13 protein-coding genes and 2 pseudogenes are annotated in these 15,162 nt (G+C 51.8%); 10 read left to right on the top strand and 5 right to left on the bottom strand.

Going from position 1 to position 15,162, the window contains the following annotated elements; genetic code table 11:
- Positions 1–51: 51 nt before the first annotated feature.
- Positions 52–672, bottom strand: coding sequence for a FeoA family protein (locus HCG48_RS00275; RefSeq protein WP_168567373.1), 621 nt, complete (start codon positions 670–672; stop codon positions 52–54).
- Positions 673–1,337: 665 nt separating this feature from the next.
- Here HCG48_RS00275 and chlG point away from each other — a divergent pair.
- The 3 genes and pseudogenes from chlG (at position 1,338) to psb35 (ending at position 5,297) form a co-directional block, all read left to right on the top strand.
- Positions 1,338–2,384, top strand: a complete 1,047-nt coding sequence (gene chlG, locus HCG48_RS00270; protein ID WP_168567372.1) for a chlorophyll synthase ChlG — start codon at positions 1,338–1,340, stop codon at positions 2,382–2,384.
- Between the two features lie 631 nt (positions 2,385–3,015).
- Positions 3,016–4,863, top strand: a pseudogene (locus HCG48_RS00265) (transglycosylase domain-containing protein); the annotation flags it as partial.
- Between the two features lie 245 nt (positions 4,864–5,108).
- Positions 5,109–5,297 (top strand): photosystem II assembly protein Psb35, encoded by a 189-nt coding sequence (gene psb35, locus HCG48_RS00260; RefSeq protein ID WP_370583830.1) that lies wholly within the window; start codon positions 5,109–5,111, stop codon positions 5,295–5,297.
- A 67-nt stretch (positions 5,298–5,364) separates the two neighbouring features.
- On the opposite strand, the gene HCG48_RS00255 is transcribed toward psb35, so the two are convergent.
- Both HCG48_RS00255 and HCG48_RS00250 read right to left on the bottom strand, forming a co-directional pair.
- Complete coding sequence (locus HCG48_RS00255; RefSeq protein ID WP_168567369.1) at positions 5,365–6,744, bottom strand: 16S rRNA (cytosine(967)-C(5))-methyltransferase; 1,380 nt, start codon at positions 6,742–6,744, stop codon at positions 5,365–5,367.
- Between the two features lie 101 nt (positions 6,745–6,845).
- Complete coding sequence (locus HCG48_RS00250) at positions 6,846–7,391, bottom strand: gamma carbonic anhydrase family protein (protein WP_168567368.1); 546 nt, start codon at positions 7,389–7,391, stop codon at positions 6,846–6,848.
- Positions 7,392–7,523: 132 nt separating this feature from the next.
- Here HCG48_RS00250 and HCG48_RS00245 point away from each other — a divergent pair.
- From HCG48_RS00245 to map, 7 genes and pseudogenes are all read left to right on the top strand, one after another.
- Positions 7,524–8,539: pseudogene (locus tag HCG48_RS00245) on the top strand (RNA-guided endonuclease InsQ/TnpB family protein).
- 61 nt (positions 8,540–8,600) lie between these two features.
- Positions 8,601–9,113 carry a TIGR02652 family protein gene (locus tag HCG48_RS00240; RefSeq protein ID WP_168567367.1) on the top strand — a complete coding sequence of 171 codons (513 nt, stop codon included), beginning with the start codon at positions 8,601–8,603 and terminating at the stop codon, positions 9,111–9,113.
- A 128-nt stretch (positions 9,114–9,241) separates the two neighbouring features.
- Positions 9,242–9,688, top strand: a complete 447-nt coding sequence (locus tag HCG48_RS00235) for a VOC family protein (protein ID WP_168567366.1) — start codon at positions 9,242–9,244, stop codon at positions 9,686–9,688.
- A gap of 81 nt (positions 9,689–9,769) precedes the next feature.
- The gene (locus HCG48_RS00230; RefSeq protein WP_168567365.1) at positions 9,770–10,525 is read left to right on the top strand and encodes a sulfite exporter TauE/SafE family protein; all 756 of its coding nucleotides are present in this window, start codon (positions 9,770–9,772) and stop codon (positions 10,523–10,525) included.
- Positions 10,526–10,599: 74 nt separating this feature from the next.
- Entirely contained in the window at positions 10,600–11,139 is a 540-nt protein-coding gene (locus HCG48_RS00225) for a plastocyanin/azurin family copper-binding protein (protein WP_168567364.1), read from the top strand.
- A 926-nt stretch (positions 11,140–12,065) separates the two neighbouring features.
- Positions 12,066–12,506, top strand: coding sequence for a response regulator (locus HCG48_RS00220; protein ID WP_168567363.1), 441 nt, complete (start codon positions 12,066–12,068; stop codon positions 12,504–12,506).
- A 267-nt stretch (positions 12,507–12,773) separates the two neighbouring features.
- Positions 12,774–13,598 (top strand): type I methionyl aminopeptidase, encoded by an 825-nt coding sequence (gene map / locus HCG48_RS00215; RefSeq protein ID WP_168567362.1) that lies wholly within the window; start codon positions 12,774–12,776, stop codon positions 13,596–13,598.
- 77 nt (positions 13,599–13,675) lie between these two features.
- Here map and HCG48_RS00210 read toward each other — a convergent pair whose 3' ends face one another.
- Positions 13,676–14,203 carry a hypothetical protein gene (locus HCG48_RS00210; protein WP_168567361.1) on the bottom strand — a complete coding sequence of 176 codons (528 nt, stop codon included), beginning with the start codon at positions 14,201–14,203 and terminating at the stop codon, positions 13,676–13,678.
- 250 nt (positions 14,204–14,453) lie between these two features.
- Entirely contained in the window at positions 14,454–15,041 is a 588-nt protein-coding gene (locus HCG48_RS00205; protein WP_168567360.1) for an NADPH-dependent FMN reductase, read from the bottom strand.
- Positions 15,042–15,162: the final 121 nt, after the last annotated feature.

Raw genomic sequence — 15,162 nt, 5'->3', positions numbered from 1 at the left:
GTTCGGGCGATCGCCGATCTTTCTACAGGACAATCGAACAAACTATACAACTCAGCGCACGAGTTCGACCAGTAAGGCGCGCGCTTCATCTTTTCGCAAACTGAGGCTAAATCCTCTCACGTAGATTTCGACGGGATCGCCGAGGGGGGCGTGACGGGTGACGGTGAATTCGGTTCCGGGGGTCAATCCCATGGCCAGCAGTCGTTTGCGGTAGCCCCGGCGCGGACAGTCGTAGCTGAGAACGCGCCCGGTTGCCCCGATTTTGAGGTCGTGCAAGTGCTGGGAAGGAAATGTATTATCGATTTCCAGGATGGGATGGCGCGAAACCGCGATCGATCGCGCCTGATTGCACCCCAAACCGAGGTATTGACCGTTGACTTCGATCGCCGCCGAACCGCTTGGGGTCAAGCTGACTACGTGCACTTCGTCGCCAACTCGCAAGCCGTGGTGCCCTCGCCCCGACCCTACGGCAGCTACCCACAGGCGATCGCCCATTTGCGCGCAAGATAGGGGAAATATGGCGTTTTCTGAGGATTGACCATCTTCGGCGTGCCAATGGGGGCGATTCTCCGGGGGAGACGCTTCGCGATCGCAACGACCTCCGAGGAAGGTAAATCCTCTTTTGAGGTGGTTTTCAGACCGATGGGTTCGCGATCGATACGGCTGTTTCATTTCCCTGACCTCTCTATTAATTCGGAGTTATTCTCATTACTTGTAGGGGAAAAACTCTTGATTTATTACCCTATCACTATTTGACAATAAAAATCGTTTAAAGCCTAAAAAATAACAATTTTTAGCAATTAAGATCCCGTCTTCGCGTCTTCTACAGCTATAAAGCAATGAAATAAACCGTTACCTTTTGACGGATAGTAGTTGATAATAATTTTCAATTAATGAGTTCATTGTAGGAAGACTCTCTTGACTTGGCAAGAGCGCGATCCCGGCATTTATGGGCTTTTGGCGGCGAAAACAGTCAAAAGTTGCCAGTTTGAGAGGAGATTTGCGCGATCGGATCGTTTTAGAGCGATCGCCAATCGAGGTAACTGCGCGATCGCCCGGTGCTTCGGGTGATTGACGCGCTGGGGCGATCGTGACTCCCTCAAACTTCTTACATTTATTTACACTTATTTAGTAAAGTCAATATTTTATCTTTAAGTGTAACATATATATATTTTACACAACTCTCCCTAAAAAGGGACGGGCGATGGCACGACCCGCCCCGCGATCGCGCCATCGCTCAACTTGCAAATTGTCGTCTCTTGTTCGCGCAGAATTTTCGTTTTCGATAAAATCATTGAGATCCAGTGCCAAGTTACCCAAGATTCTAATTGCCTGATATGTCTAACCCGCCCGCACCCGAGTCAAACCCGATCGATACAGCCCCAGACAAAGCGCAACCGACGGACAACACCCGACCCCCCGGGAAACCGGAAGAAAATCGCAGTGCCAAAACCCGGCAAATGTTGGGAATGAAAGGGGCCGACGTCCGCGAAACCTCGATCTGGAAAATCCGCCTGCAGTTGATGAAACCGATCACCTGGATCCCTTTGATTTGGGGGGTCGTCTGCGGGGCCGCCGCCTCCGGGAACTACGAGTGGAAACTCGAACACCTGTTAATCGCCGCCGCTTGTATGCTGATGTCCGGACCGTTGCTGGCGGGGTACACCCAAACGATCAACGATTTTTACGATCGCGACCTCGACGCCATCAACGAACCTTACCGTCCGATTCCCTCCGGCGCCATTTCCGTTCCCCAAGTCGTCACCCAAATTTGGGTCCTTCTCCTCGGCGGGATCGGCGTCGCCTATGCCTTAGACTTGTGGGCGGGTCACGAATTTCCCACGATTACCGCCTTAGCCATTGGCGGGTCGTTCCTGTCCTACATTTACTCCGCGCCGCCGCTCAAACTCAAGAAAAACGGCTGGTTGGGGAATTATGCTTTGGGTTCGAGTTACATCGCCTTACCCTGGTGGGCCGGACAAGCATTGTTCGGGGAACTCAATACCACCATCATTGTCGTCACCCTGGTTTACAGTATGGCCGGATTGGGGATTGCGATCGTCAACGACTTCAAAAGTGTGGAAGGAGACGAACAACTGGGCTTAAAATCCCTCCCGGTGATGTTTGGGGTGACTACAGCCGCGTGGATTTGCGTACTGACGATCGACCTGTTCCAGTTTGCGATCGCCGGATATTTGATGAGCATTCATCAGAATTTGTACGCCGCGATTTTGATCTTGTTGGTCATTCCTCAAATTACTTTCCAGGATATGTATTTCTTGCGCGATCCCCTCGAAAATGACGTTAAATATCAAGCCAGCGCCCAACCATTCCTCGTGATTGGAATGCTCGTCACCGCCTTGGCGATCGGACACGCCGTGTAGGGGCGATCGCCCTTCGATTCTCGATAGCGACTGATAACTTTTTTAAATTTTACCCTTGCCGGAACTTAGCCGTTCCGGCTTGGTATTTAAAATTGGCGAGATTGAAAAATGCAAATCTCCAAACGAGGTTCTAAAATAAAACCCAATAACGGGTTTGCTCGTGGTTGGCGTGTGAGGAGTTGACGTGGCTAAGTTTTTCTCTAGGATGAAAGAGTTTTCAGCAAAATTCACTCGAACCCGATCGCCCGAAGCATCAAAAGATCCAACCGCCGATCCAACCGCAGCCGAACCCGAACCAATTATGAGCGAATCTGCTGAATCTAGCGTTTCAGTCGATCTTAGAGACACGCCGCCCGCGACAGCCGAGGGTCAATCCAGCCCCTCCGAACCGACCGATTCCCTCGAACCGAGCGATCGGGACGAAGCGAGTGCCGACGCTCCCGAGACCAATTCCGATAAAAACTCAGATAAACCGGGAAATCCCGCTCGACAGTGGCTCGCGCGCCTCAAACAGGCGTGGAAACCCCCTCAAGGACCGCCCCTGTATCGAAGACCCCGTTTTTGGGTCGGCGTGGGAGTCGTCACCGTCGCCACCGGAACCGGAAGCGGGGCGATCGCCCTGTGGTATCTCAACCGCAACCTGCCCGATGTCGCCGAAATTTTTACCTTCGTGCGCGACGGAACGATCGCCATTCAAGCCGCCGACGGCACCATTTTGCAACAAAGCGGTCCGGCGACCCGGGACAAACTCGAAATCGAAGACATCCCCCAACCCCTGATCGACGCCTTTATCGCCTCCGAAGACAGTCGCTTTTACGAACATGACGGCGTGGACTACCAAGGCATTTTTCGCGCCGTCGTCTCCAACCTCCTCGCCAGAGAACTCGTCCAAGGCGGCAGCACGATCACCCAGCAACTGGCCCGGGTCGTCTTCCTGACCCAAGAGCGCACCATGGCTCGCAAATTGCGCGAAGCCCTGCTCGCGCGCAAGATCGAGCAGAAAATGAACAAGGAGCAGATTTTAGAGCGCTATCTCAATATTGTGTATTTGGGATCGGGCGCTTACGGCGTCGCCGATGCCGCCTGGGTCTATTTCAGTAAAAAAGTGAGCGAACTGACCCTGTCCGAAATGGCAACGATCGCCGGACTGCCCCCCGCACCGAGCGTGTATTCCCCGCTCGTCAACCCGCAACTCGCCGGAGAGCGACGCGATTTAGTGTTAAAACGCATGGTCGAAGTCGGCAGCCTCGACCCCGCCGAAGCCGAACGCGCCAGCCGAGACCCCCTCAAAGTCAAAGCCAGCGTCCCCAAACGCCTGCAAGTCGAAGCGCCGTATTTTGCTTCCTACATTCAGAAACAGTTACCCAAACAGCTCTCCCCGGAAATTCTGGAAATGGGAGGATTGACCGTCGAAACTACCCTCAATCTCAAATGGCAGAAAATCGCTCAAACTGCCGTCAGAGAAGCCGTAGAAATCGACGGAGCCAGCCAGGGATTCGATCAAGCCGCCTTGGTGGCGATCGACCCGCGCAACGGCCAAATTAAAGCCATGGTCGGCGGTTACGATTACGAAGACAGCGAATTCAACCGCGTCACCCAAGCCCAACGGCAACCCGGTTCTACCTTCAAAGGCTTTGTCTATACCGCCGCGATCGCCTCCGGATTAAGCCCCACCGACGGCTACGAAGACGCCAACTTTACCGTAGACGGCTACAAACCCCGCAACTTCGGCGGCACCTATCGCGGCTGGATCTCCATGCGCGACGCCCTCACCAGTTCGATTAACGTCGTCGCCGTCAAAGTCCTCATGGATGTAGGATTCGAGCCGACCATCGAACTCGCCCACAAAATGGGGATTAAATCCGAACTCAAACCGGTTTACTCCCTCGCTCTCGGCGGCAACGAAGTCAACTTACTCGAACTGACCAGCGCTTACGGAACCTTAGCCGCCAAAGGCAAACATGTCGAACCCCACGGCATTACCCGCGTCATCGACCGCCGAGGTCAAGTGCTTTACGAAGCCAAACACCAACCGCAACAAGCCGTCGATCCCGAAACTGCCGCCATTATGGATTGGATGCTCGAACCCGTGGTGCAGTACGGAACTGGAGCCGCCGCCCAACTTGTAGACCGTCCCGTCGCCGGAAAAACCGGAACCTCGGACGAAGCCCGCGACCTGTGGTTTATCGGCTATATTCCTCAAATGGTCACCGGGGTTTGGCTCGGCAATGACGACAGCTATCCGACCTGGGGCAGCAGTTCGACCGCAGCGTTCACTTGGCGGCAGTTTATGAAAGAAGCGGTCGAGGAAATGCCCGTGGAAGAATTCCCCGAACTGCCGGAGAATTTGTACGATCGCCAACCGACGATTAAAGCCCAACCCGTCCAACCCAACAGCGTCATTTACGGGGATACCACCCCCGATAATGCCCGAGCGCAGCAAGAATCTACCGATGGATATACTTATTCCAACTACTAAAGAAGTATCCTAGGTAAAGAGGAGCTTCTGTTTTTGAGTCAGCCTCGTGCGGCTCTAGAGCGTGGCGATCGTTGTGGGTCTGTTGCTCTCCGTTTGGTGAGGGCGCGAGACTGACTTGGAGCCACGCCGACAGATGCTCGAACCGCTTAAACATTTTGCGATTAGGAGGTGCGGCTACCACCCAGAAGGCAGTCATTGCCCGCCCTGGGGTTTGCGTCGCAATCGACGATTTTATGAACATTTTGATGCCATTCGCAGCCGCTTCATCCGGCGATTTTCTCCCGTTTACTGCCGTTTACGTCGTCGGCTTTATTGCCGCCGTGGCGATCGGTTCGATCGCCTGGTACAACTCCAAACGTCCCCCCGGTTGGGAAGGAAAAGACCGTCCCGGGTTTATTCCAAAAGTGGATAAGGATGAAGGTGATAACTCGTAAGGGAGTTGGCAGGCAAAAGGTAAATTGTCCGTAGAGCGGGCATCTCGCCCGCTTTCCCCTTGAGAATTTACTCCGATGCATCTGGGGCTTTCCGAAGTCGCACCATGAAAAAACCGTCGAGATCGTAACGATGGGGCCAGACTTCGAGCCAACCTGCGGACGTGACGAAGTGTGCCGCCGGGTTGCTCGCGGGAGGGACTTCGATCGCCCAGTCCGGATGAGTCGCTAAAAAGTCGCGTATCGGTTTTTCATTTTCCAGGGGGTGCAAGGTGCAAGTCGCGTAAACCAGCACTCCACCGGGTTTCACCCATTGAGCCGTTTTGGCTAACAGTTCCCCTTGCAGTTGGGCTAACTGTACGAGATTGTCGGGGGTTTGGCGCCAACGGGCATCGGCGCGACGGTGCAGGGTTCCCAATCCGGAACAGGGGGCATCGAGTAAGACGCGATCGGCCCGACGGTCGAATTGAGCGAATTCGCGACTGTCTCCGGCTAACACTTCGATCGCGTGCAAGCCGAGGCGATCGCTATTTTCTTTCACTTTTTTCAGCCGAGAGGGCGTTTTATCGCAAGCGTAAATCGTACCGCGATCGCCCATCAACTCGGCAATATGAGTAGTTTTCCCCCCGGGAGCCGCACAGGCATCGATAATCAGTTCTCCGGGCTGCGGGTCGAGTAAATAACTGGTCAATTGGGCGCTGCTATCTTGAACGGTCCACCAGCCCTCGTTAAATCCGGGCAAATTGGCGATCGCCCCCGCCCCACTTTTGAGGCGCAAGGCTTGCGGTACGTGGGGAACCCGCATCACTTCGATCCCCGCCCCTTGAAAGGCCGATTCTACCGTGGCGATCGCCGTGCGTAGGGGATTGACTCGCAGATCGATACTCGGCGATCGATTGAACCATTGCGCCAATTGTTCCGCTTCCTCCACCCCCAACCGTTCCACCCAATTCGCTACGATCCAATCGGGGTAACTGTGAGCCACTGCCAGCCGGGCGATCGGCTCCTCGGGCAGGTGTAGGGGATCCCCGGAGGCTGCCGCCTGCGCCGCCCGCAGGTACTGACGTAACAAGCCATTGACAAAACCCGCCAACCCTTTCAACCCATTCGTTTTCGCCAACTCCACCGTCGTATCCACCGCCGCCGAAGCCGGGATATCGTCGAGATAGCGCAGTTGGTAAAGGCCCAGATGCAGGATCCACCGTAAATCCGGCGGTTGGCGATCCGCAGGTTTTTTCGCAAACTGGTCGATCGCCGCATCGAGCGATCGCCGCCGTCGAATGCAGCCGTAGACCAATTCAGTCGCCAAACGGCGATCGAGGGGCAACAAGGCGCGATCGCCCGTCCCGGAGACCTTTTTCAAGGCGCGATCGAGGGTCACATCGGCAAACGTCCCCCGGCGATCGAGATCGCGAAGGGCTAAGAAGGCAATTTGGCGAGGATTTTGCATGAGAAAGGGGAGTAGGCAAAAAGGTAAAGTTCACAATTCCTCCCACCACGGTGGGACACTCATCCAACCCGCCTCCCTCCTCCCCATCTAAACTCTAAAATCTAAAATCCCAAATCCGTTCCCTTCCCCGCGTGAACTAATGCCAACTTCTCATACTTGCGTGCGTGTTCGATTAACTCGTTCGCTTCCTCCTGCGAGACCTCGCGAACTCGCTTCGCGGGAACGCCGACCACCAGAGAAAATGGCGGTACGTCCTTGGTGACGATCGCCCCCGCCCCCACAATACTGCCACGCCCCACCCGGACTCGATTGAGGACGATCGCCCCCATGCCGATCGTACAACCGCGCTCGATATAGGCACTGTGAATCACCGCGCGATGACCGACGGTGACATCCGCTTCTAAAATTGTCGGTTCGCCGGGATCCCCGTGCAGGACCGCCCCATCTTGAATATTCGTGCGATCGCCGATCGCGATTTTATCTACATCCCCACGCAACACCGCCGAATACCAAATACTCGCCCCTTCGCCCACTTCCACCACCCCCACCACCGTTGCATTCGGCGCCACAAATGCGGCACGGGACAGATCGGGAGGCGCCCAAAAATTACCGGGGGCCGATGAAATCGATTGGTTGAGATCGCTCACGAGAGTTCCCTGGTCTATTAGAATGAACTGCAACAGCCGAATTAACCTAGTTATCGTTGAAAACTGGGTTTAAGACCTCGCCCTTACAGGGTGACTTTATGCTATAATATACAGCATAATACCTAGAACACCATGCACGTTTTAGAGTTTAAAATTCGAGGAAAACCTTGGCAATGCCAAGCGATTGACGAGGCCATACGGACAACACAGTTTGTTCGGAATAAATGCTTGCGTTACTGGATGGACAACAAAGGGGTTAATAAGTACAAACTCAACAAACATTGTCGGGTATTCGCTCAAGAATATCCTTTCGCTCAAAAGTTAAACTCTCAAGATAGGCAATCTGCTGCCGAACGTGCATGGGCGGCGATCGCTCGATTTTCCGAGAATTGTAAAAAAGGGATTCCTGGTAAAAAGTTTTGTATTGATATTGAGGTCAAACTTAATTCTCAACGGACAGGAAAAGCAATTGGTTTAGATAGAACACTGAAAGAGTTGTATACAGACTCTAACGGTCACAGCAAACCTAATGCTCGTTTTTGCCGTGAAAGAGAGCAACGGTTGAACTTAAATCAACGTCGCGTTTCTCGCGAACAGAAAGGCTGCTCGAATCGAAACAAAGCGATTAACTGCCTTGGACGGACACACTTCAAAATAAGTAGCCAACGTCAAGAACACGCCAAGAGACTGGCGCGTTGCGTAATCCAATCTAACGATTTGGTCGCCTATGAAAATTTGAAGGTTAAGAGTTTAGTTAGAAACTACTGTCTGGCCAAGTCGATTAATGATGCTCCTTGGGATCGATCCAGAAAGGGGTTGGAGTATTTCGGGCAGAAGCTTGGCAAGGTAACAATTGCTGTTGACCCTGCTTTGACGTCCCAACAATGCTCCAGTTGCGCTACAAAAGTGCAAAAACCCCTATCCACGCGCACCCACGTTTGCTCTTGTGGATGTGAAATGGATAGGGGTTGGAATGCTGCAATCAATATTCTGAAAGAGCCTTGACTACGTAAGGGCATTGCGGAACTTGGGTTGTAAACCCGAACGCTTCTGGAGATTTGACCGCTACTGTGGCTGGAGTAATCCTATCTGAGCAAGTCGAATCGTCGAAGGTTGAACAACAGAAGAATCCCTTCACCTTTAGGTAAGGGAGTGTCAAAATAAAATCAATCTCCGGCAGAGTCCAAACATGTTGGCACCGATTGGCACATGATTGATATCGCCTCGCAATATCCTATTTTCGGCCCTGAGATTCAGTGTCCCCATTGTCGTCAAACCATTTCGGCGCTGACCTTAACCGATACCTATCTCTGTTCTCGACACGGTGCATTTGAAGCGAACCCCGAAACTGGGGAGCTCATACACCTGCAATCCGGGCGTCATTGGCGCCGTTGGAATAACGAATGGTATCGCCAGCACACCCATCCCGACGGCATCCGTTTTGAAATTCACGAAGCACTGGATCGACTCTATACCCAAGGCTACCGCGCGACCCGAGTGGTGATCGCCCAACGCTACGAGCCTTTAATCGGGGCGTATTTGGAGCGTAGCACGCCGTGGAGAGGGCAATCGAATGACTCGCCTCTCCCCCGCCTTTACGGTCTTCCGGTCGAATTCAGTCCCGATCCCAAAGAGGAACCCCGTTGGGAAGTGATTAATTTCGATCTCGAAAAGGAACCGGGGGTTCCGATTCGTTATCCTTATTTTCGATTATTTGAATGAAGGGGGAAGGAGTTAGAAAAAGGGAGGAGGAAAGAAGCGAAAGGAAGTGGGGACTGGGATCGAAACCATGAATTACTTCATTTCTAAAATCTACAATCTAAAATCTACAATCTAAAATCTACAATTCTATGCATCACGCTTCCATCCGCACGGCAGATATTCACGGCGCGATCGCCTTTTACGAAAAACTGGGTTTTGAAGTTTGCGATCGCTTTACTACAGGAATGACCCTGGCGTGTTGGATGGAAGGGTTGGGGGGTCGGATCGAGTTAATCCAAGTCCCCCAACCGCGATCGGCGCCGGATGCGTTTGGAGACGAGCATTACACCGGGTATTACCATCTCTCCTTTGATTTGACCGAAACCACCGAAGATTTAGAGCAGTGGTTGGAGGAGTTAAAAGCGCGTTTCGATCGCCCCGCCACGGCGGACGATCGCACGGACTCCCCCCTGAAAGTCCTGCTCGAACCGACTCAGCAAGTTATCGGCGATCGCGTTTACGAAGTCACGTTTATCGCCGATTCCGACGGACTCCCCCTCGAATTTATCCGCTCGATCGGCCCGATGCAAGGCTGAGTTGCGGCGATCGCTTTTTTTCCACCCACAACCCGGTACCATCGAGGATAGTTTTTTCAAACTCTACCCTCGATTACCTTCATGCTGAGTTTGTATTTATTTGCCGTTCTCGGTTTCGTGGGAAGCGGTCACTGCATAGGAATGTGTGGCCCGTTCGTGATGAGCTACACCCGTCCCGGTCGCAATCGGTGGTATTCCCACGTGCTTTACGGGTTGGGGCGATCGACGACTTACGCCTTGATGGGATTTATTGTCAGCAGTTTCGGACAAGTCTTGCAAGGTTGGCTGGGGTTGCGAGCCAGTTTGCTCGTTTTAGCTGGGGTCGTGATGATTTACCTGGCGTTGGGACAGTTGCGCCTGTTGCGAATTAAATTACCTGCGATTCAAAATTGGCGGCTTTATCAAACCAGCCTCGGGCGCCTGTACGCCAGCGATCGCTGGTATCGAACCTATCCATTAGGCACCCTGTTAGGCTTCATTCCTTGCGGGTTGACGGCGATCGCCCTCAGTCTGGCGATGACCCAACCGATCGCGATCGCCACCATCGGGATGTTCCTGTTCGGTTTGGCCACCCTCCCCGCAATGGTCGGCTTCGGACTGCTGATCCAACGCTTAAAAGTCCCCCGTTTGGAACGCTACATGGCGGGCGTCATGGCGATTTTGGGTGTTTTGACCCTCTGGATGGGAATGCACCGCTTGGGCTGGGTCAGCCCGCCGCCACAAAGTGCCTTACTCATGCGGCTGCATCCGACTAGCCTCCCGGGCGCCCCGAATGGCGGCCACCTGCCCGGACATCCGCCCCACCATCAATCGCCGACTCCCCACGGGGATCGCTAAGGCACTACCCAAGAAATTCTCACTTGAAATGATAGAGTTTTGGAGAACACCCTAGACGAGTCTATCGTATTGCTATGACATTCGTGCAATTGCTCAACTCGTTTTTCGATCGCTCGGTTTCAGCCTTTTTAACTCAAATCCGGCCATTCGGCGCGATCGCGGCGATCGTCGTCTGTGTCGGGCTAATTCTCGGGGCTGCCCCGGTGCAAGCCTCGAAATTGTCCGGAGGCGATCGCTTAATTGCCCGCCAACCTTCCACGGAAGTTCGAGTCAGCTTAGGCAATGGCAGCGACGCACTCAAATTTTTCCCCGACCAGTTCCAATTCGTTGCCGGAAAGCGTTACAAACTGGTTTTAAACAATCCCAGTCCTCAAAAACATTACTTTACCGCCAAAGACTTTGCCGATTCGATTTGGACTCAAAAAGTTGAAGCGGGCAAAGTCGAAGTCAAAGGTGCCATTCACGAATTGGAACTCAAACCCGGCGCTGAAGCCGAATGGATTTTCGTACCCATGAAACCGGGAACTTACAGCTTGCGTTGTACGATTCCCGGACATGCGGAAGCGGGAATGGTCGGCACGATTACCATTACTAGTGATAGCCAACAGGCTTAAACGGGTAAAAATCCCTCTCCCTTGCGGAGGGACGATGGCTTTGACCTCATGTTTGGCGATCGCCATTGGCGATCCCGCAAGGAAGCAGGGAATCTTTACCTTGTTTTAACTAATGTTTGTTTGAATGGCTTTGTCAAAGGGAACTTCCCCAGATTGCCAAGCTCAATCCTAATGGTTCGCTTTGGGAAAAATGGGCGATCGCCCTGGATTCGATGAGTGAGTTCTTTGGGTTAACTGGAATTCTCCCAAAGCAGTCCCCTTTGAAAAAGCAGCTTTTGAGGTTGATTGAAACTGGAACAAATTGGCGACATCTTTTAGTTTGGCTTCTGAAAATGTGACCGAAATCGCACCTGACTCGGGGACGGGAGTTCTACACTAGAAATAGAAATGCGATCGCGCGATCGCCGACATTGCATAGATGCCTGCCTAGGGTTGCAGCTCCTCGATTTCGGTCCATTTTCGCTTTCAGTTTGATGCGCCCGACCCGTCAACTGAAGCTCGCCGGAATCACTGACAGACTCCATTCAGATTCAAATCGTTTTTCCCCCACAAGACGATCTCGATCTGCTCCCGTATCCGAACCGAGGGAGGGATGAAACCCACACTCATCGATGACCTGACGCGGACTGACCACTCACCGCATTTTAATCCCTTGCCTTGGCGAGTTTAGGTGCGATCCTCACAGCGCTGAGTGAAACGCCACAAATCGCCATCAAATCGATCTTTGAAGTCAATTCCAACCACGTTTTTCACAGAAGGCCGATGTCAAGTAGCGTCAATTAATTCAATTAATTCATTTTATGGTGAACTTATTTCACCACTTTGGTGTCCGAAATTGTAGGGTTAACACTGGATAGGTCGGCTCTCCAGGAGATTCGCAAAAATTCAATCGTTCGCAGTTCCGACTGCTCTAGACCAACACCAACATGACACCTATAGATGTAACCAAAAATATTCTCTTAGTTGAGGATCAACTCAGCCATCAAGATTTAATTCTTGAAGCTTTAGAAGAAAGTCACTTCCAACCTCAAGTTCATATCGTTAAAAATGGCGAGGAAGCTTTAGACTTCCTTTATTGTAAAAACAACCATGTCCGATCTCCTCGCCCGGATTTGATCTTGCTGGATCTCAATCTTCCGAAAATGGACGGTCGGGAATTGCTTTCTATTGTCAAGCAAGATTCTCAACTTCAACTAATTCCCATCGTTGTTTTTACGACTTCAACGGCGGAAGTAGACGTAATTAAAAGTTATTCTCTCCATGCGAATTGCTATATTACTAAGCCTTCGGATTTAGATAAATTTTTTAATTGCGTCCGGGCGATCGTCGAGTTTTGGCTGATGATTGTCACGCCCCCACCGCAATAACAGCGATGCTTTCCGAAGTACGAACGGGCGCCGTTCATGCCTCGGTCGGGGTGGGTAAGTGCAAGCAAATCTGTTAAGTTAGTCAAAGGATTCAACTTCGATGCAGTTGCCATTGTCAACCCCGCCACCTCTGGCTGAGTTGCACCGGGGTTCGATCCGTGCACGGACGCGCGATCGCACTGTCCTCCAGATGCCGCACTCCCCTACGAGCGTGGCCGACACTTAACTCTGTAAAAATACTCCATACCTCCACCAGGCAATCAGCCCATGAATATTTTAGGAAATCTGCTTCCCCAACCGTCCGCTCAACCTCGGAAAAGACAGCGACGCACGATCGAACTCAAGTCAAAACGCGAAATCGAAATCATGCGTCAATCGGCCAAAATTGTCGCCACCGTTCTTAAAGAAATTTCTGAAATGGTCGAACCCGGGATGACGACGGCGGACTTGGACGCTCATGCAGAGAAGCGCATTCGCGAAATGGGCGCCACGCCGAGCTTTAAGGGGTATCACGGATTTCCCGCCTCCATTTGTTCGAGTGTTAATAATGAGGTGGTTCACGGAATTCCTAATAAGAAAAAAGTTATTTGTGAGGGCGATGTCCTCAAAGTTGATACGGGGGCTTACTATCAAGGATTTCACGGCGACTCGTGCATTACGATCGCCGTAGGAGAAGTCACCCCGGACGCCGCCGACTTGATTCGCGTCGCCGAAGAAGCGCTTTACGCCGGAATCGAACAGGTGAAAGCTGGAAACTACTTGCTCGATATTGCCGGGGCGATCGAAGATCGGGTCAAAGCAGGTGGCTTTAGCGTCGTCGAAGATTTCACCGGACACGGGGTCGGTCGCAATCTACACGAAGAACCTTCTGTTTTTAACTTCCGCACCCGCGAAATGCCTAACGTTAAATTGCGCGCCGGAATGACGTTGGCGATCGAACCGATTGTCAATGCCGGATCGAAATTTACCCGCATTTTAAAAGATAAATGGACCGCCGTAACTGTGGATAATTCCCTTTCCGCTCAATTCGAGCATACGGTGTTGGTCACTGAAGACGGTTACGAAATTTTAACCGATCGCTCCAAGGTCTAATTTCTCTTCATTGTCAATAACAGCCTCCTGCCCTTCACAGGAGGCTCGTTCGTTCGGTTTTAGCGTTCTTGTTCGCGTTACAAAATTAAAGCCGTTCCGACAATTTTCGCCACCCTCACTGTCGGTTCGATCAGACGTTCCACTCCCTTCAATCCCTTTTCTAAGGCGGCGATCGCCTCCTCGATTAAATCTTTATCCGGTTCCGGTCGGTTCAGTTCCTGCTCGACCACAGAAATTGCGCCTTGACCGATCGTTTTTTGCAGCTTATTTAACTCGCTGGCGCGATCGACTTCCGTTTTAAGCATTTTCAGTAATGCCAGCGCTTCTTGCAAGTCTCCTACCTCACCCGTCGCCTGAATTTGGGTTTGACTTTTATCTAAATCGATCGCCCCTTCTCCCGACAATTGTATATTGTCAAATTCGCTGCGATCGCCAAGGGTAATATTCCCAAAAGATTGCGATTGCTGGGTCTGCGCTTGTAAGGAAGCATTCGGAATCCCTCCACTCCCTAAAATCGGCTCCAACCGTGCTTTCAGTGCTATTTTTTCCTCCGGTTCGAGATTTTTGACGATCTCAATCACTTCATCGATTGTATATTTAGGCATGGTTTGTATTTATCCTCATTTATTCAGGTGAATTTATTGGTGTCAACAACTAACGATTACCATTAAGCTGTCGAACATTTAAATTGCGTATCCGAGAGCGATCGAGTGTTCCTGAGTGAAGCTGAAAGATACTCGCTCTCCCTGTATGCTGAAATTTTTTCACCATCTAAATATGGCGAACAGCTTATTTTTTTAAGATCGTCAGGATCGTGTCGATTCTGGCCGACACGATCGCCTATGGTTTCGAGAATTAGCCGTTTAACTTAGCCGTAACTGTGGCTAACTTACGTCCCAATTCTTTGACCGCTTCTTGTTGGTCTGGATCTTTCAAATTCCCCTCGTTGTCGAAGAGGTCGTAAGCATTCGGTAGGGTTTTTTGTTCCGGCAAAACTACAACGCCGATATTGCTGAGAATCGATCGCACGTGTACCAGTCCGCGCAATCCTCCCAATCCTCCGGGAGAGGTACTCATTAATACGGCAACTTTGCCTTTAAAACAGGTCAGGGCTAAAGGAGGTTCCCCAGGTTCGGAACGAGACGCCCAATCGATCGCATTTTTCAGCAACGGCGTAATCGAACTGTTGTATTCTGGAGACGCAATTAAAAAGCCTTGATGCTCTTTCATCAACGCTTTGAGCTTGAGTGCGTTTTCCGGTAACCCTCGTTCTTGTTCTAAATCTTGGTCGTACAGGGGCAGGGGTAAATCGCGAAAGTCGATATAGGTAACCTCGGCGCCTGCTTCTTTGGCTCCTGTAGCGGCGATGGTGACCAATTTTTTATGGAAGGAAGCTTCTCGCGCGCTTCCCGCAAAAGCAAGAATTTTTGCTGGGTGACTCATCTGTTAATCCTGGGTGAACAAAGGAGAGAGGATGGAGTGAAGCGAATCAATTCGCTGATTTCTGGCTACTTTAGTCATAGGGCGATCTTATTGTATTGGGGAAAGGGAAGGGAAAATCAGA

Source organism: Oxynema aestuarii AP17, assembly GCF_012295525.1.
Taxonomy (GTDB): domain Bacteria; phylum Cyanobacteriota; class Cyanobacteriia; order Cyanobacteriales; family Laspinemataceae; genus Oxynema; species Oxynema aestuarii.
Note: the sequence above shows the minus strand (reverse complement) of the source record. Positions and strands in the feature narration are given on the sequence as shown.